General features: G+C 68.5%; 14 protein-coding genes. 9 read left to right on the forward strand and 5 right to left on the reverse strand.

What is annotated here, in order from left to right; all coding sequences use genetic code 11:
• The first annotated feature begins 162 nt into the window (after positions 1-162).
• On the forward strand, positions 163-960 hold the full coding sequence (locus BJ968_RS22835; RefSeq protein ID WP_179755804.1) for a hypothetical protein: 798 nt from the start codon (positions 163-165) through the stop codon (positions 958-960).
• 805 nt (positions 961-1765) lie between these two features.
• On the opposite strand, the gene BJ968_RS22840 is transcribed toward BJ968_RS22835, so the two are convergent.
• Positions 1766-2074: a hypothetical protein gene (locus BJ968_RS22840; protein ID WP_179755807.1), complete on the reverse strand. Its 309-nt coding sequence runs from the start codon at positions 2072-2074 to the stop codon at positions 1766-1768.
• Between the two features lie 25 nt (positions 2075-2099).
• Between BJ968_RS22840 and BJ968_RS22845 the strand changes: the two genes are divergently transcribed.
• On the forward strand, positions 2100-6980 hold the full coding sequence (locus BJ968_RS22845) for an RHS repeat-associated core domain-containing protein (protein WP_179755810.1): 4881 nt from the start codon (positions 2100-2102) through the stop codon (positions 6978-6980).
• A gap of 17 nt (positions 6981-6997) precedes the next feature.
• On the opposite strand, the gene BJ968_RS22850 is transcribed toward BJ968_RS22845, so the two are convergent.
• Positions 6998-7228 (reverse strand): hypothetical protein, encoded by a 231-nt coding sequence (locus tag BJ968_RS22850; protein WP_179755813.1) that lies wholly within the window; start codon positions 7226-7228, stop codon positions 6998-7000.
• A gap of 166 nt (positions 7229-7394) precedes the next feature.
• Positions 7395-7649 carry a hypothetical protein gene (locus BJ968_RS22855; RefSeq protein WP_179755816.1) on the reverse strand — a complete coding sequence of 85 codons (255 nt, stop codon included), beginning with the start codon at positions 7647-7649 and terminating at the stop codon, positions 7395-7397.
• A gap of 330 nt (positions 7650-7979) precedes the next feature.
• Here BJ968_RS22855 and BJ968_RS22860 point away from each other — a divergent pair, with 330 nt between their 5' ends.
• The 7 genes from BJ968_RS22860 to BJ968_RS22890 all read left to right on the forward strand — a co-directional run bounded on the left by BJ968_RS22860 (position 7980) and on the right by BJ968_RS22890 (position 15476).
• Positions 7980-9026, forward strand: coding sequence for a nucleotidyltransferase domain-containing protein (locus tag BJ968_RS22860; protein WP_179755819.1), 1047 nt, complete (start codon positions 7980-7982; stop codon positions 9024-9026).
• Entirely contained in the window at positions 9023-10630 is a 1608-nt protein-coding gene (locus BJ968_RS27075; RefSeq protein WP_179755822.1) for a ThiF family adenylyltransferase, read from the forward strand. Before BJ968_RS22860 ends, BJ968_RS27075 begins: the two co-directional genes overlap by 4 nt.
• Positions 10623-11186: a Mov34/MPN/PAD-1 family protein gene (locus BJ968_RS22870; protein ID WP_179755825.1), complete on the forward strand. Its 564-nt coding sequence runs from the start codon at positions 10623-10625 to the stop codon at positions 11184-11186. The genes BJ968_RS27075 and BJ968_RS22870 overlap by 8 nt, the downstream gene beginning before the upstream one ends.
• 79 nt (positions 11187-11265) lie before the next feature.
• Positions 11266-12699 carry an SAVED domain-containing protein gene (locus BJ968_RS22875; protein ID WP_179755828.1) on the forward strand — a complete coding sequence of 478 codons (1434 nt, stop codon included), beginning with the start codon at positions 11266-11268 and terminating at the stop codon, positions 12697-12699.
• Positions 12700-12748: 49 nt separating this feature from the next.
• Positions 12749-14020: an SIR2 family protein gene (locus BJ968_RS22880; protein ID WP_179755830.1), complete on the forward strand. Its 1272-nt coding sequence runs from the start codon at positions 12749-12751 to the stop codon at positions 14018-14020.
• Between the two features lie 45 nt (positions 14021-14065).
• On the forward strand, positions 14066-14290 hold the full coding sequence (locus BJ968_RS22885; RefSeq protein WP_179755833.1) for a hypothetical protein: 225 nt from the start codon (positions 14066-14068) through the stop codon (positions 14288-14290).
• 130 nt (positions 14291-14420) lie between these two features.
• Positions 14421-15476: a site-specific integrase gene (locus BJ968_RS22890; protein ID WP_218885257.1), complete on the forward strand. Its 1056-nt coding sequence runs from the start codon at positions 14421-14423 to the stop codon at positions 15474-15476.
• Between the two features lie 51 nt (positions 15477-15527).
• On the opposite strand, the gene BJ968_RS22895 is transcribed toward BJ968_RS22890, so the two are convergent.
• Both BJ968_RS22895 and BJ968_RS22900 read right to left on the reverse strand, forming a co-directional pair.
• Positions 15528-15812: a hypothetical protein gene (locus BJ968_RS22895; protein ID WP_179755838.1), complete on the reverse strand. Its 285-nt coding sequence runs from the start codon at positions 15810-15812 to the stop codon at positions 15528-15530.
• A gap of 857 nt (positions 15813-16669) precedes the next feature.
• Complete coding sequence (locus BJ968_RS22900) at positions 16670-24793, reverse strand: DNRLRE domain-containing protein (protein WP_179755840.1); 8124 nt, start codon at positions 24791-24793, stop codon at positions 16670-16672.
• Between the last annotated feature and the right edge of the window lie 411 nt (positions 24794-25204).

Below are 25204 nucleotides of genomic sequence, written 5' to 3' on the forward strand. Positions count from 1 at the left end.
CAACTGTAGATGTGTAACAGTGTTGAGTGGGTACAGTTGACGCCAGGGTGTTTGGGGTGTCTGCTGGTGGTGTCGCTAGACAGCGGCAACAGCAGTCCCGGCGCCGGCCCCAACTTCGCGGGCGCGGTCCGGCGCCGGGACCACCACAAAGGAGCATGTCTGATGCATCACCCCGATGCGAATGGGTCGGTCTTCGGTCCACGTCTGCTGCACACCACCGACGTCACCGACTGGTCCGAAGAGCTGCGGGCTCAGCTGCACAAGAGCGCCTTGAGTCTGGAGGCCCAGGCTCGTAGGCCGATGCTCACGTCCGAGGGGGAGGTCGAGTCCGAGACGACGGGCTGGACCCTCGAGGTCACACGCCAGCTGCTCACCGAGCTGGCGGTCGCAGGAGCCGGCATCCAGGTTCAGGTCATCAACCGCGCCATCGAGCAGGGCGGCTTCATCGCCCGGGCTGAGGTCTACGACCTGGCCGGCTACCCGGCCTCGCGGTCGCTGAAGGGCTTCACCCGCCCGGTCAACCGGATCGTCCGATCCTTCCGGGACAGCGGCGACCTGCCCGAGGACGCCGCGGACCTGCTCCAGCCGGTCTACGACCCGACGGTGCGCTCCTACCAGCGCACGGCGGGGTTCATGGTGCCCCAGGAAGTCGTCGGCCTGCTCGCACCCGCGCCCGCAGTCGAGCCGGCACGGCTGACGACCACGGTCAAGGACCCCGCCGGCCGGCCGGTGTCCCGAGACATCGTCGACGCGGCGTTGTGGCGCAAGCTGGACGCGGAGAAGGCGGCCCAGCAGCACTCCGTTCGTCTGCGGATCCTCAGCGAGGCCGAGGCCCAGGTGGTGATGCAGCTGCTGGACGAGCTGTCGGGGGTCTATGCCGGCGAGCGCCTAGGCAACACGGCCCGGGAGCTGAGTGTGCGCCTGCACGAGCGACTGACTGACGACGGCACGTACAACTGAGGAGGCGAGCAGCAGACCCCGCGCGCAAGGGGTGCCTGCGGTGAGCGGTCGTTGACGAAGCACTCCTGAACGAAAGGGTGGGGCGCCGCCGGGCTGGCTGCGCCCCACCCTTTCGCGTCGCGGGTGCAGGACGGCGGGACGTAGCGGGTCGGGCCGATCCCGCGGTGGTCTCCTGCCAGGTGCTGAGGTCCAGGCGGGCGGCCGCGCATGGGGCCTGGCGCCACGACGCCTCAGCCGAGGCAGTCGTTCCGGGCCGCCAGATGAGCCAACCCCGGACCGCCCCAGCGCCGTGCCCACGGCACCCATCAGCACCAGCGCCAAGACGCCGGCGAGGACCAGCCGGGCGGCGCCGCCCGCAGTGCTGACGCTGCTGCTGCCGAAACTCCGCCGGCCGTGGTGCGGATGAAGGCTGCCGGGGTATGTGTGAGGCGGCGTCACCGAACGGCCGTAGGAGATGACTCGCCCAGGCCCCGTCCTTTGAGGGGGCACGCCGCTCGGCGTGCCCCCTCGAAGGGGGGGCAGGGGCGAGAGGGGAGGCACCCATGTGGGTGACACCATCGCCGAAGTACTACGCAGCGTTACATGTTTAAGGCGTGAGACTTGTCACGGCGGTCACCCGATCGGTTGCTATCCGTGACGGTGCTGTGTGCGGCAGAGTCCACAGCTGTGAGTCACCCGAACTTCGAGGTTCGCGGGGCAGCGACCGGTTCGGGTGCGCGAGGGGGGAACACCTCATGGCAACACCAGAACGCGGCCGCCTGCGCCGCGCGTCTCGAACCGGGCGGGGCAGCGCCGGGCGAGACAATCAGCTGAACGAGCAGCTGAGTGAGCAGCTGATGAACACTTCGGCCGCTGCCGCAGCCGACTTGAGCGTCGAATCGTCGCCATTTTCTGGATCGGCGTTCGAGAAGGAGACCGCGAGCTCGCCGCGTCGCGCTCCGTCGCGGGTGCTGTCCGCCGGTGTCGCGGCCACCGTCGCCGCGGGGGTGGCCGTGGCGTTCGCGCTGCCCGCTGCGGCGGCTCCGGCAGCTACGCCCACGGCCACCGAGGCGGCCGGGAGCGCGGCGGCCAGTGCTGCCGCGGCCCTCCAGGCGGGACGACCGAAGCCAGTCAAGCCCACCAACGGCGACTACGCAGGGTTGTCAGACGCAGCCAAGGCCGCGGCGGAGAAGACCGCGAAGGCCCAGCCCGCACCGGACGCGGAGCCCGGCGAGGACGTGGCCGCGCGGACGGCGAACTCGACGACCACGGTGGACCCGGCGACGGGGACGCGGACGACGCAGCTGTCGCCGCAGGCAGTGAACTTCCGCGATGACGCCGGGGCCTGGCAGCCGGTGGACAACACCCTCATCCCGGCTGACCAGAAGGCCGGGGGGCCGGCTGGTGGAGGAGCGGACACCGGGTGGGCGAACTCCGCCGCCGGGTACGACGCGACGCTGCCGAAGGACCTGACTGCGCCGGTCACGCTGACCGACGGGGCCAACGCCGGGCAGTGGGTGTCCCTGCAACTGAACCCCGCCACCGCTCCCGCTGCGGCTCCGGCGGCCTCGAAGAGCGCCTCCTCGGCCACGGGCACGGCGCGTACCCTCGCCGCTGCCACCGTCGCCACGGCCGCGGGTGAGGCCCCCGACGTCGCACCGGTGGCGGGTGAGGTCGACGGGGCCACCGTCGCCTACGCCGACGTGCTGCCCGGAACCGACGTCGCGCTGCAGGCGCAGGGTTCGGGGGTGAAGGAGACCATCACCCTGGACTCCCCGAACGCCGCCGCCCTGGCTGCTGGGGCGCTGTCCTACACGGTCAAGACCGGACCCGGTCTGAAGCTGACCGAGGCAGACGACACGGTCACGGTGACCAACGCCAAGGGCGCCACCGTCTTCACCCTGCCAGCGCCGTTCATGGACGACGCCAAGGGCGCGCACTCGGACAACATCGATGTCACCCTCACCCCCGGCGCGGTCGGTGCTGACGGGGTGGGCCAGACGACGCTGACCGTCACCCCGGACGCCTCCTGGCTGAAGGCCGCGGACCGGGCCTGGCCGGTGGTCATCGACCCCACCATCCAGTACCCGGCCTCCATCCTGGGCTGCGGCATCTCCTCGAGTGCGGCCACGACCACCTCGTGCAGCAACGGCTCGCAGATCCCGCTGTCCTGGAACTCCTCGACCGGCGCGCAGCAGCGCGGTCTGCTGCGCTTCCCGACCCTGCTGGACGTCATCCCCGCCGACGCGCAGATCGCCCAGGCCAAGCTGCGGGTCAAGACCGCCGCCGTCGCCGGGGGCGGCACCACCAGCGTCGACGCCAAGGAACTCACCGCCGGCTTCGCGGCTGGGGCGACGTGGAACACCCGCGACGGCTCGACCGCCTGGGCCAGCGCCGGCGGGGACCGCGGTGCGGCCATCGCCCGCGCCTCCATCAACACCGCTACGGCAGGGGAGCTGTCCTTCGACGTCGCCGACGCCGTGCAGCGCTGGTCTGAGGGCACTACCGCCAACTACACCGGGTTCGAGCTGGAGAAGACCGCCGCCGCCTCTGGCGGCGCGCCGGTCAACCTCACCAAGCCCGACGACGCCAGCCTGCTGATTGAGTGGAACCCCCGCGGCGGGGACCGCAAGGCCAACGAGGTCATCACCGAGGACCTCTCGGATGCGACCAGCGTCAGCGTGAACCCGGCCACCGGCAACGCGATGGTCACCACGCAGCAGCTGAGCATCGCCGGGGTCGGGCTGGACCTGAACCTGGCGCACACCTCCAATAGCCTCGGAACGGCCGCGCTGGGCACCAACGGCGCCCGCTGGCGCAACTCCTTGTCCGGGGTGTCGCTTCAGCCCTATACCGGGTCGATGTTCTACACCGACGCCACCGGCGCGGCGTGGACCTACTACAAGGCCCTGGACGGCTCCTGGATCCGCCCGACCGGCCTGGACGCGGACCTGGTCGCCAACGCTGACGGGACGTTCACCCTCACCGAACGCCAGTCCAAGGTCGCGCAAAAGTTCCTCAACATCGGCACCAGCGCCGACCCCTCCTACGGGTTGTCCACGGTGACCGACCGCAACGGCAACACGATCACGTTCACCTACGACGCCTCGGCCCGGCTGCCGTACAACGACCGGCTGATCCTGCGCAAGGTCACTGACACCCGCGGCCGGGACCTGACCCTGACGAACTTCGGGTACTGGGACTCCTGGGTCACCGACGTCACCAACCGCGAACCGTCCACCACCGTCGCGAACAACCAGCTGGCCTCGGAGACCAACTCCGCTGGCGGGACGACGTCGTACGAGTACGACGCCTCCGACCGGGTCACCGCCATCGTGGTGCCCGAAGGACAGCGCACCGAGCTGACCTACGACTCCACCGGCCGGGTGCTGACGTTGAAGCGGATCGCCAACAACGGGCAGAACCCGACGTGGACGTTCGTCTACGGCACCTTCGACCGCGCCACCGGGCAGGCGCTGACCAAGACCACGGTCACCGACCCCAACGGCCACGCCAGTGAGTACACTTCCGACGGCCGTGGCCGCGTCGGCGCCCACACCAACGCTCTGGGCAAGAAGGTGCTAGACACCTTCACCGCCAACGACGACGGCGAGACCTCCACCGGCGCTACGCCCGGTGCCGCTGGCGGGACGACGACTCAGAAGTCGGTGAACGAGTTCTCCGGCGGGACCGGGGCCGCAGCCTCGGCCGCCACCTGGAACCTCACTTCCTCGCGGTTGCCCACCGGTGCCGGAATCGCCAACACCTACGGCACCGGCGCCCGCCTGTACGACGTCACCAGCTCCACCGACGCCCGCGGCAACACCACCAACTACGCCTACGACAACGCCGGCAACCAGACCAGCGTCACCTCCGGCGGCGTGACCACCAAGAACCTGTACCAAGGCAACACCGACCCCGACTACGGCGGCACCGTCAACTGCGGCCCGACCGTGAACAACGCCGTGACCGCGACCAAGGCCGGGGTGCTGTGCGAGACCCGCGACGGCGCCTACGTCAAGGGCTCCACCGCCGCGGCCACCACTGCCCACCGCGTCGCCTACCGCTACAACGCCAAGGGTGAGCTGGTCACCCTGTTGCCGGGGACGCCGTCGGCGCAGCAGCAGCAAACCTTTGAGTACGACGACCTGTCCCGGCTGACCAGCACCACTGACGGGCGTGGGCAGACCACGTTTTACGGGTACGACTCCGCCGACCGCCTCACCTACACCCTGTACCAGGACGGGCGGGTCGTCTCGCATTACTTCGGTGACGAGTCCGGCAACGGCTGGCTGCGCGCGATCGATGAATACCCCGCCAACTCCAGCACGGCCGACCGGCACGTCGACTACGCCAAGGACGACCTCGGACGGCTGCGCGCCACCGTCGCCCCCGAAGCCACGACCAACCTCGACTACGACTCCGCCGGAAACCTGATCCAGTACGTCGACGCCGGCGGCACCGTCAATTACGGTTACAACGCTGCCGACCAGCTGACCAGCCTGGCCTTGCCCGGCGGGTCCTGCACCGGACAGACTCTCGCGTCCCCGGGCGCGGCGTCGACGAAGTGCGTCCTGTTCGGCCTCGACGACGACGGACGCCGCACCTCTACCCGCTACCCCGGCGGGCAGACTCTGGCCGCCACGTTGGACGACTCCGGCCGCATCCAGCGGACCGTGGGCACCACCCGCACCAGCGGCGGGACCGCCACCACCCGCTTGGACCTGGCGTACACGTGGACCGACACCAACGCCCCGTCCCAGCCGAACAACCCAAACAAGGACACCTCCCTGGTGTCCTCAGTCACCGACGCGATCGCGGCGGCCAAGACCACCTACAGCCACGACGGGCTGGACCGGCTCACCGCCGCCTCCACCGCCCCGACGGCCGGTGGAGCGGTCACCCGCTACGAAGGCTTCTGCTACGACGGCGCCGGCAACCGCACCAAGTACTTGAACAGCACCTCCACGACGTGCTCGAGCGGGACCGCGGCAGCGACGTTCACCTACAACGGCGGCAACGAGCTCACCGCCGCCACCGGCGTGACCCCCACCGGCGCCGCCCTGGCCGGGACCGGGTTCACCTATGACGGCAACGGCAACCAGACCAGCGCCAAGTCCCAGATCGGTCTGGCCACGGCCTACAACGCCCAGGAAGGTGCCAGCTCCTTCACCCCCGCTGGTGGGGCCGCGATCGCCCAGGCCTACGCCGCCGGCGACGGCGGCAACGGCGAACGGATCCGCTCAGGATCCGGCGCCGGCGCGACCTCCTTCGCCGTCTCCCCGCTGTCCCCGGCCCCGGCCTGGTCCACGACCGGCACCGGGCCCAGCGCCCAGTCCACCTGGACGGTCCGCGACCCCAGCGGCGGCCTCATCGCCGTGCGCATCGGAACGTCGGCGACCTCGGCGACGGAGTACTACCCTTTCACCGACAACGTCGGCTCGGTGCGGGCCATGGTCAAGGCCGACGGCACCCTGGCCAACAGCTACAGCTACTCCGCCTACGGCACCACCCTGACCGCGAACGAGGCCACCGGCGCTAGCCAGCCCTACCGCTACGCCGGCGGCTACACCGACACCGCGACCGGCCTGATCAAGCTGGGTGTCCGGTACTACGACCCCGCTCAGGGCCGGTTCACCCAGCAAGATCCCACCGGACAGGACCCGTACGCATACCTGTACGCCGTTGGAGCTCCCGAGTCGTTCGCTGACCCGACGGGAGCCATTGTTCCGGCGGTTGCTGCTGGGCTACTCCTCGCAGCTCGAGCTGCGCCCGCGGTTGCTCGGGTCGCCCCCGCCGCAGGTAGGGCAGCTAAGGGCATCAAGAAGGCGTTCTCCTACCGTTCCGTGACTCGTCCCATGTCACCGTCGAAGGAGGTGGCAGAGCAGGGAGCGAGGCGGGAGGCTGCGAACGGTGGGCCGCGCTGCGTCTACCGGCCTCAAGATTGCGGCAAGGGAAAGCTGCCGCACGCTCACGTCGACTACTACAACAACAAGGGTGAGGTTCTTCAGACAAGCCACTACAATTACCCACTGAGGTGAGAGCAGTCATGGAGCCGCTAGTCAATGACCCGGACTTGAAGGCGCAGGTAGGTCAGGAGCTGCCCAGATTCCTGACCGTCGATGGGATCCGGCGCAAGCGGAACCGACCGCTCACGCGCGAGGATGGTCGAAAGTTGGCGCGTCGGGGTGTCCGCAGCTTCCTGTTGTCCTTCGGGCCATGCGCGGAACTGACCATCGATCAGCTGGATTCGCTCCTGCTCGAAAAGAGAGAGGAGTTGGATAATCAAGAATTTCCGCTCCTCAGCGAGTCTGCCTTGCATATTTTCGGGCGGAGGCAAGGTAAGGAGGACACTCGAATTATCGTGTTGTCTATCGCAGACACGTGATGTCTTCTGACTGAGAAGGGGAGGGTTCCTCGCTAGCGCGAGAGCCCTCCCCTTTGCGCGATCAGCGCTAACCAATAGGAGCCCAGATAGTTAGTTGGCCGTCAATTCTTCCAGCACAGTAACCATTTCGCGGGAAGTCGGTGGCGGCGGCGGTCAATTGCACCACCGTCTGCTCCAGCGACGCCCGCTGCGGGGTGAGCTCCACCAACGGGTCGTCCAGGTCGACCCCGGCGTTCAGCAGGCGGCGGCATTCGGCGGTAGAGGCGTCGATGTGCTCACCGCAGGAGGCCTCGCACAGGCCCAGGCAGGAGAGCGCCGGCACCTGGGCGTACAGCTCCTCCAGCTGCTCGATGGCCGTCTCAAGCTCACGAGCGCCAGGGGTGGACAGGTGATGGACGGCGAAGACCCCACCTGGCCATCAGCGCGTCCGGCTCCATCGCTATTGGCCATGCGAAGGGCCACCCTCCGGCCGGGCGGGGGTCATCTCTTGCTCGCAGTCGGCTGGCGATAGGCCGCAGGTCTGGTCGTCTACCGTGCATAAGATACGTTTTGCACGGTAGAGGTGCTAGAGTCGGCCTCCCGTCGGGGGCAGATGATGGGCTGCCTTCGACCCGCCGCCCGTGCTCGACGAGGACCACGCAGGAGACGAACGATGCCAGAGCTCACCACCCAGTTCGAGAGCGCTCTGAGCAACATCGAACCGACGAAAGCAGACAAGAACAACGCCCCGAAGGCCCACAAGGCGGTCAGTGACGCCCTGCGCGCCGATGGCACCATCGCCGGCTGGGGTCTCACGCCGATCCTCATCGGCAGCTACGGCCGACAGGTCGGTATCCGCCGCATGAAGGACGTCGACGTCTTCTGCCGCCTCAAGGACCTGGATGAGGACGTCCTGCCGGGCACGGTGCTGGCAGCGTTCGAGACCGTCCTCCGGGCAGCGTTCCCGACCGTCGACGGGGTCGTGCGGGTGCACCGGCAGGCCCGCAGCCTGCAGGTGAGCTTCCCCGAGTACGACGGCTTGTACGTCGATGCCGTCCCCGCCCGCCCCTGGACCACATCTGAGGGGCTCAAGGCGTGGCAGCTACCCATGCGCGAGGAGAAGGACGACGAGCAGGGCTGGCAGGCCACCAACCCGGAGCGTCTGGGCGAGCTGACGACCGAACTGAACGACGCCAACCACTTCGACAAGCACTACGTCCCCACGATCAAACTGCTGCGCCAGACCCGCCGCACTCTGCTCGGCAAGCGCAAGCCCGGCGGCCTCACCGTCGAGATCGCCGCCCTGCACGCCTTCAACTCCGGACACGTCGACGGCCCGACCCCCGCCCACTTCTACGCCAGCGCCCTGCGACAGACCGGCAACATCCTGTTCAACGCCTTCAACCGCGGCCTGGGACTCGACGACCCCACCCTGCCCGGAGAGAAAATCTTGGTCCGCGGTTCCGATCAGGACAAGCAGGACCTGGCCACCGCGTTCCTCGACGCGGCCGCCCAGGCCGAGGCCGCCCTGACCAGTACCGACACCTGCCTGGCTGCGAAAACCTTCCGCGATCTGCTGGGCAAAGCTTTCGACGACGTCGGCGACACCGACTTCGTTTTCCCCCTGCCCGCGACCTGCAACCCCGACGGAACGACGAAGCGGTTTACCTCCGTCACCGCCGGAGACCGGGTCGTTCCCTCCGACCGCCGCTTCGGGTGAGCGCCCCCCACGCTGGCCCTCTCAATGAGGAGCACCAGCCACAGGTCACGCCCGAGGAATCCCTGCGCCTGACCCGAGCAGACGCCCGCGACGCCCTCGTCGACGTCCTGGCGCGGGCGGGGTTTCATCGCGACGACGACGTGGTCGACACCGGCGAGGGCTGGTACGGGGTGCTGACCTTTCGTCCGATCGGCGCCGATCGGCCAGAACTGCGCACCCTCGTCACCGTCGCCATCCTCGAGGGCTTCCCGTTCACTCCACCCAAGGTCACTCCGGCTCTCCGAGTCTGGGGTGAGGAGGTGAGCGGACACACCTTCGGGGCGGACTACTACGACGCGGGTCGGGGTTGGCACCGCGACTCGGATCTGGCGATGTGTCTGTTTGACGACGCCGACCGCACGCGGTTGCGCTGGGCCACTACAGGTACCCTGCTGGAGCAGGCGAGAGCCTGGTTGGCCCAGGACGCTGCGGGATGGCCCGACGACGCCCCCGCCCTCGACCTGCACCGCTACCTTCCCGCCTCGGGGGAGCGCCGTGTCCTACTCTACGGCCCCCTGGAGGGCCTGGACTTGGTGGTCCTGCGGGCCCAGGCCAAACGCAACGACGTCCTACACCTGCAGCACCGTGCCAGCCAGCAGCGCAGCGGGTCACGAACTCGTCGACACCGATGGACCAGTACCGACGTCATGGTCGTACACGCGGGGGAGCTCACCGGCCCGGTGCGCACCTGGGACGACCTGTGCTCAGCGGTCGGCGTCGACCGAGCTGAGCACCTGAGCCGCGCCCGCAGGGTCGGCCTGACCCGGATTCTGATGACCTACACCCGACGAGGCGTCTCAGCAGCACTCGGGTTGGAGGTAAGCGAAGGACCAGACGGGAACTTGCTGCTGAAGGCGCTGCGCACCGCCCCTGACGACCTGGCCACCCGCCGGATCCGCGCCGGCACCGGAGCCGACAGACTGAGCGGGAAGAGGGTGACCGTGGTCGGAGTGGGAGCTATCGGATCGGTCGCTGCGGATCTACTGCACCGCAGCGGGGTCGGGCACCTTCACCTCATCGACGCCGACATCGTCTTGCCAGGCAACACCACTCGGCACCTGATCGGCGAGCAGGCCATCGGACAACGCAAGGTCCACGCTGTGGCTACCGCGCTACGGGCTGCGCGGCCGCACGGTGGCGCGGTGACCGTCGAGGACGGCGAAGTCGCGACAGCAAGCGCGGCACTGCGGGTCCTCACCACAGCGGACCTGGTCCTCGATGCCACCGCGGATTCTACCGCCACCGCCGTTCTGACTCTGGCCTCGAAAGCTGGAGCCGGTCACCTTGTGTCGGTGGCCGTCCTAGCCGATGGGTACGCCATCCGCGTCGACCGGCACCCGCTGCCCGCGGGGACCGAGGTGCTACCTGCGCCGGACCTTCCTCCATTAGCTCCTGCTGTCTACGAAGCTGGATGCGGAAGCCCGGTCAGCACGACACCCCCCGCCGCAGTCTGGGAAGCAGCAGCCATGGCCACCCGTCACGGCCTCGCCGTCCTGCTGAACGCCACGACCACCAGCGCCGGCGAACAACGCCAGCTTCACCTCGCCGGGGCAGCTGATGCCTGACTCCCGCTTTGGCATCCTTATCACCCGCACCGCACTGCACGAGGCGGCCACGGCAGGAGCTGCCGCACTCCCGATGGAGACCGGCGGCATCCTGCTCGGCTTCCGCACTCCTGATCTGGTCGTCGTGACCCGCACCGTGACTGTGCCTGACCCGCGCAGCAACAGCCGCAGCTATCTCCGCCGCCGCGAACCGGCCCAGGCCCTGCTGAACGCCGCCCCCATGCCGGCGCAGGATCTGCAGGTGGTGGGCTACGTCGGAGAGTGGCACACCCACCCCGCTGATTCCCCTCCGAGCCGGACTGACATCCAAGCGCTAGGTGATACCGCACGGCTGCTGGACGCACCCGCCGCGCTGATCGTCTTGACCTACACCCAGGCTGGGCACCTCGCCAACGTTCACGGCCTCATTGCCCTGCGCGACCCCTGGCCTATCCGCGTGATCAGCCCGGTCACGGTCAACGCCGTGACCCCCACCGTCACCGATGACAGCACCACCACCCTGGAAGCGGAAGCCGCCCACACTCTGCGGGCCGGAAAGGGAGCAGATCGACCATGACCAGCTACGAACCAACCGTAAGCAGCCTGTCGCCTCTTCTTCGGAAGCTGTCATGAAACCTCCCGCCCGTGGTGCTGCCGTGCGCGGTGACGACTACCAGTACGCGTGGGCCTGGCTGCGGGCCTGCGATGCTCTGAACGACCCCGGCGTTGAGTCGATCAGTGTCGAAGACGCCGGATCCGGCCAGTTCGACGACGTCGTCACTCGCCGACGAGACGAGCGCGCCGACCGATACGACCAGGTCAAGAGCTCAAATTCTGGCGACGTGAGCATTGACGAAGACTGGTTGACGACGTCCGCAACCCGCAAGGGATCTAGTCCCTTGCAACATTTCTATCGCACCTGGAAGACACTGCGAGGACAATCTCGCCCCTTCGAGCTGCGACTGATCACCAACCGGGGCTTCGATGCGACGCACCAGCTGCTCGGCAAGAGTCGCGACAACTACAGCAGCCGAATCCGCATCGACGACGTCGCGAAAGCCACGCCCAGGACTGACCTTGGAGAAGCCCGCGACCGGTGGTCCACTCACTTGGGCATCGACACCCAGGAACTCCTCGATTTCCTTGCTGTGGTTCGCTGGGAGCAGGCGGGCTCGGAGGAGCGACTTCGGGAAGACGCCAAACCACGGATGCAGCTCGCAGGCCTGCGTGATGACGACGAGGCCGTCAACACCGGTGTCGCCATCATGCGGGAGCTGGTCAAGACCGGTGATGGTCCGCGAGGTGTCGATGAGCTGCGGGAGGCAGTGGCCGCAAAGAATCTGCTTGCTTCCACCGCGCAGCTAGTTCTGGCCGTTGATGCGATTGACCGACCGTCCTCCCCTGAGTTGGCCCATGTCCGTCTCGACTGGGTCGACCGCTTCCCGGGCGATGACGTGCGCCTGCGCTATCGGGTAGAGGATGACACCGCGTGGACCGTTGAGTTCCCCGCGGACCTGCGTCGCGCGCGCAGCGTCTTGGAGGCCTATCAGACCCAGCGTGTCTTCGTCACAGGTGCGTCGCGGTTGTCGACCCACTTCGCGATCGGTCATGAACTGCCTGATGTCCGCCGATGGGTCCTTGCTATACAACAGCGCAGCGAGGTATGGACGACCGATGCTGAACTGGCCGCCAATGTCGTGGTCAAATCCTCCTCGCCGCGGGCGACCAGTCGCGGTGATGAACTTGCTGTTGTGGTGGCGCTGTCGAACCCGGTCGAGGATCTTATCGCTCCGGTGCGTCGGTGCATCACGGATCACGACTTGCCGGTCGGGAAGATCCTCGTTCTCGCGCCAGAGTCGACGCCGGGTCCGGATGCGGTCGCCTCGAACGGGTGGTTGATCGCCTGGGTGCGCCAGGCGCGAGACCGCATCCGGCGCGCAGCCGGCAGCGCCACCCGGATCCACCTCTTCATGAGCGCTCCAGCCGTAGCGGCCCTCATGCTCGGTCATCAGTGGAACACCCTGCCGGCGCCCACCACCCTGTATGACTTCGACAGAAGGAACTATTTCCCCACCTACCGTCTTCCCTGACGGTAGGACCCAGCCGCCGACATCCCTGCTGACGAAGAAAGTCACCCTCATGCTCGTGGTCATCCTCGGCGCCGGCGCCTCCTATGACAGTAACCTTGACGTCCCTGTGAGCTTCAAGGACTCGCTCGCCTTTGACTTCGTCGACGACCTCACCGAGGTAACCCGCCCCCCGCTGGCTCCTCAGCTGTTCGAGATGGACCGTCGAGTGCACCACGAGGCCGCGATGGCGTTTCCGCGGGCGGCCCCGGCTCTCCTGGACGCACGGGCCGACGTTCGCGCTGGCCTGAGCATCGAGGCCGCCCTGCAGCGGTTGCAGGACGAGTTCGACGACGACCCCGATGTTCGCGCTCAGCTGCTGTCGCTGCGCTACTACCTGCAACGCGTCCTGACGCGCACTCCCCGCGCCTGGGACGAGGCGGCGCATGGGCAAACCTCTTACGTGTCTCTGCTCTCCCAGCTCGCCCGCTGGGCCCGCAAGGTGGGCGAGCAGCTCTGTTTGATCACCTTCAACTACGACGACATGCTCGAGCGAGCCATTGAGCGGGTCTTCGGCCACCGCATCGCCGCCTTCGGCGACTACCTCAACCATGACCTGTTCCGGCTCTACAAGCCGCACGGATCGATCACCTGGGCCTACGAGCTGCCTTGGGCGCAGGCGGTGCATAACCTCTTTCACGACGAGAGGAGGTACGACGAGGACCGCAACAAGATCGTCGCGAGCGACCCCACCCTCGACGACGACCTGACCTTAGTGTGGCGCAGACCCACCGACGCCCCACTAGCCGAGGTGCGGCACGATCCCTACTTGGGCCGGGGTTCGTCGGTTGCTTACATGCCGGCATTGGCGATCCCGGTCGAGAAGAAGCCTGGGCTCATCCTGCCCGGCGAGCACGAAGCCGCGATGCGCCGCGACCTGAACCACGCCAGCGCCGTTCTGGCGATCGGCTGGCGGGCTCGCGAACAGCACATCATTGACTTGCTCGCCGACGAGCTGCCGCAGCGTCGGCAGCTGCACGTCGTGGCCGAAACCGAAGACGCAGCCCGCGAGACCGCCGGCAACCTGTGGCGAACCGGCAACTTCAACCGCCACGCCTGGCACACCCGAGGGTTTGCCCACTTCGCCCGCTCGGCACCCAGCACCCTGCCCGACCAGCCTGAACGCCGCGCCGAGGCCGTGCACTCTCTGGCACCCGTCTTGCGCCAGCAGGTCCCCATGAGCACCAAGCATCCCCTGGTGCCGGACTCGGTTCAGGAGTACGACCCCGACACCGAGCTCGGAACCTACGCGCCGTTCGAGGTCCCCACCGTCCTCGACGCCTGAGACATGACCCGATCCACGAGACCGCGACGCACCCCGGAGACCACCATGACGCTGCAGACCGAAAGGGAAGACATCGTCCGTCGCCTTGACGACGTCGGGCACGCGGCCGCCCCTGCGAACCTCACCCCGGGCGACCTCGCCGGCAGCGACGCCACCCTTCCCTTGCTGGTCGCTACCTGGCTGAGGCTCAGCGACGACAACGACTTGATCGTCCACGCCCGCGCACTGACTGGCGCTCCAGTCTGTAATCGAGCCAGCGATGACGCCTAAAACTGCCCCTACTGCTGCATCGAGCGCCAACCAAGTACCTCCCGAGTCGCAGGCGCAGCTACAGGCCCTCGACCAGCAGGTCCGTCGCCTGCGCGACGCCTCGGTCGCCGACAGCACCTGGAACGCCTACATGTCCGCGTGGAACCGATGGGCGCGGTGGGCAAGCGCCCACAACCTGCCGATCTTGCCCGCCCGCCCAAGCGATGTCGCCCGCTGGATCGTTGATGACGGTGCCAGCGCCGCGGTATCCACCATCACCACCTGGACCTCGGCGATCGGGTTCGTACACCGCCAGGCCGGGCACACCAGTCCCCTGGCCGATGCCGAGCTGCGCGACACCCTCGCCGGACTGCGACGTAACCGTCGCCGGGCTCCTGCCCAGGCTCCGCCACTATGGACCTCCGACGTCGAACGCATCCTCGCCGCCATCGACGACTCCCCTGCCGGTGGCGAGTCGCTGGCCGACGTGCGCGACCGCGCGCTGGTGCTCCTGGCCTTCGCCTCCGCCCTGCGCGCATCAGAGCTGGCCGCGTTGCAGGTCGGCGACCTCGAACCGGACACCGACGGACTGATCGTGCGGGTGCGGACGTCCAAGACCGACCAGGTCGGTCAGGGAGCCTTCGTAGGAATCCCATGGGCCCAACGGCCGCAGGTGTGTCCGGTGCGCGCGGTAGACGCCTGGCTGACGCGCCTGTATGCGGTACTCGCAGCCGCCTCGCCCGCGGTCGCCCTCGAAGTTGGTCCCCAAGACCCTCTCGACGACGGGGAGCAGTTCGGGACGTCCGAGCGATCCTCCGCCCAACGCGATCCGGGCCCACGGTTGTCCCTGGCTCGGCGCCGGAAGCTGCTCGCTGGCATCGACGGCGCCTTGTTCCGCTCCGTTCGCGGCAACCGCCTCGGCACGACCACGGACGCCGACCCCACCCGAGCTCGTCTGCACCGGAACCGCGTGGGTGACATCATCACCCGCCGCGCGCAGGCCGCTGGGCTGCAAACCCCCGGCGGGGGCCGCTACTACAGCGCGCACTCCACCCGGGCTGGGTTCGCCACCCAAGCCGCGGCCAACGGAGCCAGCGAGCGGGCCATCATGGAACAGGGACGCTGGAAATCGTTGGCCGTGGCTCGTGGCTACATCCGCCGTGGCGGGGTCTTCGATGACAACGCCGCCAGCCGCCTCGGCTTGTGACGAGCGGCGCCCTCGACCAGGTAGCGGAGGCACTGAGCAACGTAGTCCTCGTCAGGTGACAGGGATTCGCTGCGGCACGAGCCAGGCAACGACCTCACCGTTGTCATCGATCTCAAGGTCGAAGGCCGGGTAGTGGCTGCGGATCTCAGCCTCGTTGCTGAGATCGACCATGATCTGTCCGGGGACACGCCGCAACGCGGCATACAACACCCGGCCAGCCTCCGGCGGGCACGTGAAGCGTTGCCCGCCCCAGGTGTGAATCTCGGTCGGGTCTCCGATCTGGGGAACGCCGATGGACTGAACGTGGTAGCCGATGAGCTGCATGTCGCTGATCATGCCGAAGATCGTGGAGCCTGTCGGGGGCTTGCGTCGCGGCGTGGAAGCTACCGACCCCCACTTCTGTGCCGGAGGCGTCCTCGACCGGGTCATCGACGTTGGTCTGCACCCAGCCACAGGATGCTCGCGACGGAGACCGTGCTGTTGAGGCGGCTTAGAACATGCGATTCTGTGCATTATCCCGTACCATGAAGGTTTAGGGAATGGCATCTGGGAGCTGCCACGCAGAGGTTGATGCGCAAGATTGCGTCAATCTGTCTAACGCGACGAGATGGCGTAAGAAGGCGATTCGTCATCTGGGTAGACGCCGCCTGCGGATTGTCGTCGACCCTGTTCAAGACATAGAGGCCATGGGCAGGGCTCCGTAATTTCCAGCCATGATTTGTCTGGGATTTTTAGTGACCTCTTACCCGACAGAAATCCTGCACGATTCGGTAGTTTGCTAGATAGGTCAGGAAGGCGAGGCAGCAGGCGTTCTTCGATTAGATTCGAAATGTGTTCTACAGTCAATTGTAAAGACGTTTGGTCGTCAATTGACCACCTGTGGCCGTGAGGTCGATCGAGAAGATGTTCGGGTCCGAACATCAACCCAAATTCGCCCGCCTCTCCGTTGCCCGAAAATTCTAGCGAAGAGTCCTGATCGTACTTTTCGAGCCATGAGACCCAGTCTTGTGGTCGGTAGACCACGATAGACCCGCTAACGCTCCTGACTCCCAGAACCGTCTTGGTATCCGGGGTAATACTCAAAGTCGCCGTCGGACTGAAAGAAAAGTGTATGCCCTTCTTTCCGATTTCAAATCTGGGGCCGAGCGCCTCGGCCAGCTCTCGTTTGAAGGTGTTCACATTTGGTTTCTGTTTCATTTTTTGTACGCCGTCTTCCCGGTCTTTCTGTCAACAGTAACTCGAATGATTTTCACGCGGTATCCGTGCGCCCTCATCCAAGCGTCGGCCTGCTTCTGACGCTTACTAAGGCGAGCAGAGTTTGCTTTAACCTCATAGTAGGTAGGTCGGCCGTTCTTGTCGAAAGCTACCGCGTCGTACCGACGCTCTCCAACGCCTGGAATAGTTCTCCATGCGCCGGACTTTCTGCCGGACCAAGCCACGTTTCCCTTGCCATAAGTTTTCTCCAGATTTGCTCTTGCAAAGTCCTCGCCGAATTGACCGACCCGCGTGGAAGAATAGAGTTTTCCTCCCGGACCGCCAGTGATTCGAATACCGCTGCCGGCACCGCCCCCGCCGCCGGGATCTGCATCCTTGGACTGATGACCATCGAGGTCAACCGACCCTACAGGGTCATTTGGGTAGACGTAGGCGTTCGCGTTCCCCCCGAAGATCGGGTCGACCGACAGGAACCGGCTTGTTCCTGGGTTGTACAGCCGTGCGCCCATCAGTGTGAGGCCGCCGCGCGCGTTGGTCGAGCGCTGCTTTCCGCCGAGCCAGTCGTACCTGCTCGTGCTGGTGTTGCCTCGGGTGGGGGTGGTGTCGATGACCATCCCGAACTCGTCGGTGGAGGGGGTCGCGATCGCGGCGGTGCTGCTGTCTGACAGGTTGGCCACGACGTCGCCGTGAAGGTTGATGACCTGCCAGCTCAGGGCACTGGTGCCGTCGGCCTTCAGGGTTGCGGTGGCGTTGAGGTTGGCGTCGGGTCCGGTGATGTACCGCGAGACGCTGCCGTCGGCTTCGTTGAGCAGAGCAGGATTGTCGTCGGAGTCGTTGTACCGGTTGGTGATCGTCGTCACGGTCCCGGACAGCGTGGTGGTCGAGGCCAGGAGCCGGTCACCGGTGGGGTCGAGGGTGAAGGTCTGGGTCTCGTTGCCCGAGCTGGCGGCCAGGGTCTGGGAGGCGACCATGTCCCCGGGGTTGTACGTCACCGCCAGCGACGTCCCACCGACCGCGGTCGTAGCCGTGGCGGGCAGGTTCCCGCCCGTACCGCTGCCGGGGCTGGCGGCCGGGACAGCCAGGGTGCGGCCGAGACCGTCGTAGGTGTAGCCAGCGTCAGTGATCTGGTCCAGGGCGTTGTAGGCGTGGGTCCAGGCCTTACTGGTGCCGCTGGCGGTGCTGGTGGAGGGAACGGGGTAGCCGGTGGCCGCGCAGGCGCCAGCGGTGTTCGCGGTGGTGCCCTTACCGGCCTGGTTGGAGTCGGCGTCGTAGGCCCAGGAGCGGATCGCGCAGGTCGTCGACCCCGGCACGGCGGGGGCGATGCGGGAGTCGGCGGCCGCGACCAGGCGGCCGAAGCCGTCGTAGGTGTAGCGGCGGTGCCGAGTCTGGGTCGAGACCGCGGCGCTGCCGGTGCCGACGGGGTTGCCAGCGCTGTCCAGGGGGATGGCGGTCAGAATCTGAGTGGACTCGATCTGCTGGCCGTAGGTGCTCTCCCCGCCCCCGTACTGCCCGAAGCCGGCGATGTCGGCGGTGGAGGCATCGTCCAGGAGGACGGTGCCCGCCCCGGAGCTGGTGGTGGAGCCGGTGCTGACGGTGCGGCGGATCGCCACGCCGGTGGTGTCGTAGACGGTCCGGTTGGTGAACCCGCTGTTGGTGTACCGGGTCTGCACGGTCCGGGCGTCCAGGTCCAGGCGCATGGTGGCCGGCCCGGTGCTGGCCTGCCCCGCCGGCGCCTCGTCGGTGCTGGCGATGAGGTCGCCAGTGGTGGACTCGTAGGTGTTCGTCGCCGTCCACGTCTTACCGGCGGTCAGCGCTGAGTACCCGGCGCGGCTGGCGGCGCCGTTGTCGATCAGCTGGGTGGCGGCGACCCGGCCGCTGCTGTCGTAGCTGGTCTTGGTGGTCAAGCCGGTGGCGTCGGTGGCCGAGTAGACCCGGCCCAGGGCGTCGTACAGCGTGGTGACGGTGCTGCTGGTGGTGCCCTTGCCGTCGTCGACAGTGCTGACGTTGCCCGCCCCGTCGTAGGTGAGGTTCTTGACCTCGGTGCCGGCGCTGACGCCGAGGGCGTTCTGGGTGGTCACGGTGGTCTGGGTGAGGCGGTCGCTGGGGCCGTCGTAGGTGTTGACGGTGGCCCGCAGCACGGTGGTGCCGACCTTCTCCTCCACCCGGGTGGGCTGGCCGGTGGTGCTGTAGCTGCTGAAGGTGGTCGGCAGTCCCGGAGTGGCGATGCCGCTCAGGCTGCCCGGGCCGGTGGAGCAGACCAGCCCGCCGAAGGCGGCGGGGGTGTTGGCCGCGCCGGTCGGGTCGCTGGTGCAGTCGTTGGTGCCCGTCCCGGACCCGTAGTAGCGGGTGATGATTGTGGAGGCCGCGGCGCCATCGGGTGCCGCGCCACCGGCGGGGCCGGGGGCGATCGGCATGCTGACCGCGATGGTCCGGCCGAAGACGTCGTAGGCGGTTCGGGTCTCGGTGGTCTCCCCGCTGTAGGTCGAGGAGGTGATGACCTTGGTGGGTTTACCGGCCGCGACGCCGCTCCAGGCGTACGTGGTCGTCGTGGTGCGCACGTCGTGGACCGGGGAGCCGATCAGCACCGAGGCGGTGCTCAAGCCGCTGACCCCGGCGAAGCTGGTCGCCTTGCCGGTCGTGGTCTGCCAGGTGCCGGTGCTGTCGCGTTCGCGGGCGTCGGTGGTGGTGGCCATGAGCTCGCCGGCGGAGATGAACCCGGTGGTGACCGTGGTGGGCAGTTCGGAGACGGTCGCGTCGGTGGGGCGGTTCTGGTCGTAGGTGGTCTTGGTGACCGAGCGGGCCGGGACGGCGGTCGCCGAACCGTCGGCGATGCCGTCCTTGGTGATGGTCAGCTTCAGCGGCGCCACGGTGGTGGCGGCGACCTCGGCGGGGGCGTTGACCTGCGGGCCGGCCAGCGCGGAGGTCGAGACGACCCACCGGGTCTGGGTGGACAGCAGCTGCGCCCGCTGCCAGGTCTGCAGCTGGGTGAGGTTCACCGTCCCGGACAGCTTGACCAGCTGGTCCTTGGCCGCGGCGGCGCCCGCGGCGACGGCCTCGACGTCGTCCTGGCCCAGGGCCAGGGCCCGGTTGGCGGCGGTCAGGCTCAAGGTGGTGTTGCCGGCGTCGTCGACCAGGGCGGCGGTGATGCGGGCGCCGCGGGCCGGGATCGCCACCACGTTGGTGCCGGGGCTGGTGCCACCGGTCCCGGTCGGGCCCAAGACCCCGTCGCTGTTGCGGCCGCCATCGAGGGAGTAGTCCGTGGCGGTGTTCAGGTTCGCGCTCGTGGAGGCGTTGGGGTCCCAGGTTCCCGACGGGACCCACTTGCCGGCGGCCTTGGAGGGGGCGGCGACGTTGATGGTGTGGCCGTTGACGTCCAGGTACGTCACTGCCGCGGTCGACCAGTTCCGGGCGGTGGCGTTGCCGGTGTTGCCCTTCGAAGGGGCGTCGTTGTAGGCGTCGTGGTCCCCCACGAATGCGTCGGCCTGGGCGGTGGGGCCGAAGACGGCGGTGGCATCCAGCGGCGGGGTGTCCTGACCCCAGGTGGTCGCCGCCGCCGCGCTCATGGGGTAGGCACCCCAGGCGGTGACGTCCAGCGGGACGCCGTAGACGAGGTTCCACTTCGCCCGCGCGCTGGTCCCGTTGGTGGTGTCGGTGGTGTAGGGGGCCAGGGTGTCGCGGCTGACGGTCAGCAGGCGGCCCTGGGCGCCGACCTGACCGGCGTCGTGAGCCGAGGTCACCGCCCCGGTCGTGTCGTACTCGAAGGCCCACGGCAGCTCCCGCGGCGGAGTCAGGCTGGTGACCGGGGCGGGAACGACCACCGACGTGGTGCCGCGCGCGGCGGTGTAGTCGGCGCCGTAGCCGTAGAGGGTCTGCAGCCCGGCGCGGTCGGTGACCGAGGCCAGCCGCCCGGAGCCGTCGTAGCTGTACGTCGCCAACGTCGCCGGGCTCGTGGCTCCTCCGGCGGGGTCGGTGGCGTACAGGCTGATCGACAGCACCCGGGTGAATTTGTTGTCAGGGGTGGTACCCCAGTTGAGCTGCAGGACGCGGCAACCGGCCCCGGGGGTGGCTGCGCTCAGGCACGCGGTTTGCTGGGCGTCGGTCAGGGCCGGGTTGGCCGCCTCGATCCGGGACGGCCGCCAGGTGGTGGCCCCCGAGACGGTCTGCTGGGTATAGGCGTAGCGGGTCGCGTTGCGCTTGGCGGCGTCGGCCCCGGCGTTCCCCTCGGCGCTCGAGGCTGCTGCGGGGATGACGCCGGTCGTCTGCCACGTCGACTTGGTGCCGTCGTTGGTCTGGATCGGGTCGCTGGCACCGGCGATGTTGACGGTGCTCATCTGCCCGAAGGTGGTGACGGTGCCCTCGCCGTCAGTCAGGGTCCAGGTGTCGGCCTTGAACGGGGTCTCGGGCTTCCAGTTGGGGCCGGAGGGGACGAGCTTGAGGTCTTCGGCGCCGTCCTCGGGGTACCAGGTGGTGCCGGCGTCGTCGACGACGAAGGAGGTCGCTTCCCCGTCGGCGCTCATGACGTCCAGGGAGTACGCCGAGGTCTGCCGGATTGAAGTCCAGTCGACGTCGACGTCCTCATCGACCCCGCCCACGGCCCACTGCGGGCCGAACGCGGACCCGGCCGGGTTCTGGCTGCCGGCGTCGGTGCGGCGGGAGGAGGCGGTGCGGGTGATGGAGACCCCGAACGCGGAGGCGTCGGTGGCCGACAGGTCGTAGGCGCCGGTGAGCAGGTTCACGCTGCCCGGACCGACCGCGGTGCTGCCGGACTGACCGGCGTCGGGGTCGTACTCGACCCCACCGACCGAGGCGATGGGGACCTGCTTGCCGGTGGTGGAGTCGGTGAACACGATGCGGACGTCGAGGATCCCGCCCTGGCCGCCCAGCGCCTTGCCGGCGTCCCAGGACAGCCGGCCCACCCCGTGCCCGGACTGGATGGTCATCGTCTGGTTCTTGATGTCCATCGGGATCGGGGTCGCGTCGTTGGTGGCGTCCAGCTGGGTCCCGTCGGGCCAGTACAGGTCGCTGGCCTTGATGGTGGTCCACACCGACCCGGCGCTGAGGCTGGTGTAGGTGCTCCCGGCGCCGGTGGCTACCGGTGCCTTGGCCCCGCGGCGCCACTGCACGATCGGGTTGGTCAGCCGCGCCGACCAGTCCACGCCGGTGGCGCCGGTGTCGGCGTCGGTGACGGGGGCGTTGATGGTGAACTCCAGCGGCAGCCGGCGGGCGGTGTGCTGGTTGACCCGCGGGGCCTGCATCGTGGCCGCGGCGGTCTTGACGATGGCGGTGTACCCGTTGCGGGGGTCGCCGTAGATGATGCCGTTCTCGAAGGTGCTCTGCTTGGCATCGGCCGGGGCCGCCCCACCGCCGGGCATCACGGTGGGGTGGAACTCGTTCTTGACCGGGTACCCCAGCCAGGATGCGGTCTCGCCCAGGGAGCGGTAGACCTCCCAGATCCGGCCGTGCACCGAGAACGCCTGCGCCGCGCCGCTCTTGTAGTAGATCGCGCCGTTGTAGGCGTTGGCGGGGTTGGACGGGGCCGCCCAGCCGGCGCCGTCAGCGCCGACGGCCTGGAAGTAGTTGACCTTCCCGCCCCCACCGGGGGCGGCCAGCTCGCTGGTGGCGGGGTAGCCCACAACCGCTTCCCAGCCCAGGGCGGCCCAGCGGTCGCGGATGAGGCCGTGGATCTCCTGCGCGCCGGTGGCCGGGGTGTAGTAGATGGAGTAGGTGGTGGAGCTGCCGGCCTTGGCGAAGTGGTTGTAGAAGCCCTGCCCCGAGGGGGTCTTCAGCTCATCGGTGGCGGGGTAGCCCATGGGGCCGGTCTCCCAGCCGGAGTCGGCCCACTTGGAGCGGATGAGGCCTTGGATGTTGTGCGCGCCGGTAGGAGCGGAGTAGTAGATGGAGCGGACGTCACCGTTCAGGCTGAAGTGGTTGTACCGGCCGGCGCCGTCGGGGGTGGCCAGCTCGTCGGTGGAGGGGGTGCCGTAGCCGGGAACGGTGCCGTGGGCGGCGAAGTTGTCCCGGATCAGCCCGCACACCTTGCGGGTGCCGCCGCCGGTGGCGGGGTAGTTGGTGCAGTTCTCCCACGTCACGGTCAGCCCGGGCATGCCCGAGCCGGTCTCGGCGGAGTTGAAGCGCTTGTAGCCGCTGGTGGCGGTGGTGTCGGCGGTGATGACGAAGCCGTTGTTGGCCAGCCCGGCGTAGTAGCCGGTGGTGCCGTTGGACCACTTCTGCACGATGGGCGTGACGTCGTAGGTCTCGGCGGCCGCGGCGCACGCGGAGGAGTAGCCGTGGGCGAAGGACTTCACCACCCCGATCCCGGCGCCTTGAGGGCCGGTGTTCCAGGTGACGGTGGCCGGGTCCCACCCGCTGAGGGCGGCATCCACGCGCAGCGGCGTGGCGGTGCAGGAGTAGGAGTAGTTGTTCCACAGCGACAGCTGCGCCGACAGGACGGTGTTCTCCGAGGCGGCCAGGTCCCCCAAGCCGAAGCGGACCAGCGTCGCGGAGTTGCTGGTGCCCCCGTTGATGGGGCGGTACCCGGCCAGCAGGCGCCCGGAGTCCTGCACCCCCTCGTTGACGGTGGGGAAGGCCTGGTCGACGTAGGCGTCGACGCTGGCCGAGCCGTTGGCGCCGGTGGAGCCGGACCAGCCGGTGCCGGTGGCGATGTGCGGGTCGATGGTGACCGGGAAGACACGGGCGGAGTCGGCGACCCAGGTCGGGTCGATGCTGACCTCCACTGTCGCCGAGCCCGTCGCCGAGCTTGTGCCGGTCGTGGCGGCCAGCAGGCGGGTCGCGACCGCCGTGGTGGCCGGCTCCCCGACCTCGTTGCTGGAGGCGTCGTACGCCTTCCCGCCGCCGAAGGTCGCCACGACCGTCCCGGCGGCGTCGACGAACTCCACCCCGGTGCTGGTCGGGTCGACCCCATCACGCGCGGGGGCCTGCCGGACCGTCACTCCCGTCGGCAGGGTGAAGGTGTCGCGGTAGACCGCGGCCGCGTTCGCGCCGCCGGCAGCGGTGACCTCAGCGCGCGAGGCCAAGACGACGGACTCCTCAGCCCCCGTCGCGGTGACGTTGACGGTGAAGTCGCGTCCACCCTTCAACGCGTCGGGGAACACCGCCTCACTACCTGCGTCACTGCCCGCCTCGGTGCCCGCGTCACTGCCCGTGCTACTACCCGCAGCGGTCGTGGGGTCGGCGGCCGCCTTCCTCGACTCCCGCGCCGGGCTCGTCGAGGAGCTGGCGCCAGGCCCGGCCGCACGCGAGGTGGGGGCGGCGGCCGAAGCGTCAGTGGCCTGCGCCGGCGGGGTGTCCGGGGCCGGTGGCACCTGGACATCGATGCCGCCGACGACCGGGGTGACCCCGGCGGTGGGGGCCGTGGGCTTGACCGCCGGCAGCGCGCCGCCGGGGCCACCGACCCCGACCGGGGAGCTGGCCGCCTGCGGGGACCAGGAGATGGTCTGCCCAGCTGGCCCGACCGCGACCATACCGTTGCCGGAGGTGCCGGCCAGGCGCGCGGCCCACGGACCGGCCGACTCAGCGGTGGTCCGGCCGGTGGAGTCGGTGCCGGTCAAGGACAGGTCGACGTCGGTCCAGGTGGCCTTGCCGCTCACGTCCGCGCCGGTGCCGCCGTCGGTGCGGTGCCGCACCGGTCCCAGAGTGGTCTGAGTGCTCAGCGTCCCATCCGGTTGCGCCGTCGTCAGGGACGTCTCGGTGGTCAAGGCGTTCACGACGACCGGCTCACCAGAAGACTGCGCCGCACGCTGCGCCGCCTCGATCGCCGCGTCTTGTGGCGACGTCGGAGACAGTTGCGGGTCAGGCAGCCCCACCACCGGCGGCACCGGGGTGACGTTGTTCTTCGCATCCTGCGCGGCCTGGGTCACGGCCTCGGCGTGCTCAGCCTCAGCCTGGGCGGCCGTCGCATCCAGTGAGTCCTGCCGCAGCCCTGCGGCGGTGTCGGTGGGCTGGGCAGCTTCGCGGGCGGCGGCCTGCGCGGCCCAGGCGTTCAGCGAGAACGGGTCGAGGTTGACCACGCCGCCGAGGGTGAAGGTCAGCAGGGTCGAGGCGGTCAGGACCCTGGTGGTGCGGGTCCGGCGCCACAGCGGCAACCGCCCCGGCGTCGAGTCCGGCGTCGAGTCCTTGGCCGAGTCTTGGCTCGAGTGCTGGGTCGCGCGCGCGGTCGGGTCTTCGTGCCGTCGCCACGGCGAGGTCGGCGACTTGTGGGCAGCACGACGCGGCAAACCACGCACGAGAACACTCCTGACTCGGCCCGGCACTTGGTGGGCCGTGAGCTGCCCGATGCGTGGGTGTGCAGGTCGGGCGCTCTCGGCGGTGCCGGTGGTATCTCCTCGACCTCGGACTTCGAGGTCACCCAGAGATTAAGGGTCGTCACAGTGTGTTGATGACCGAAACGCAGACCCGTGTGCCCGAATGATCGGAAGTGATCACGCGGGGTAGTCCGCGATGACTACAGTGCACCGGCTTCAGCGCTCGAGGCAGACCTCATCCAGGCGCTAACG

This window comes from Kineococcus aurantiacus, from assembly GCF_013409345.1.
GTDB classification, from domain to species: Bacteria; Actinomycetota; Actinomycetes; order Actinomycetales; family Kineococcaceae; genus Kineococcus; species Kineococcus aurantiacus.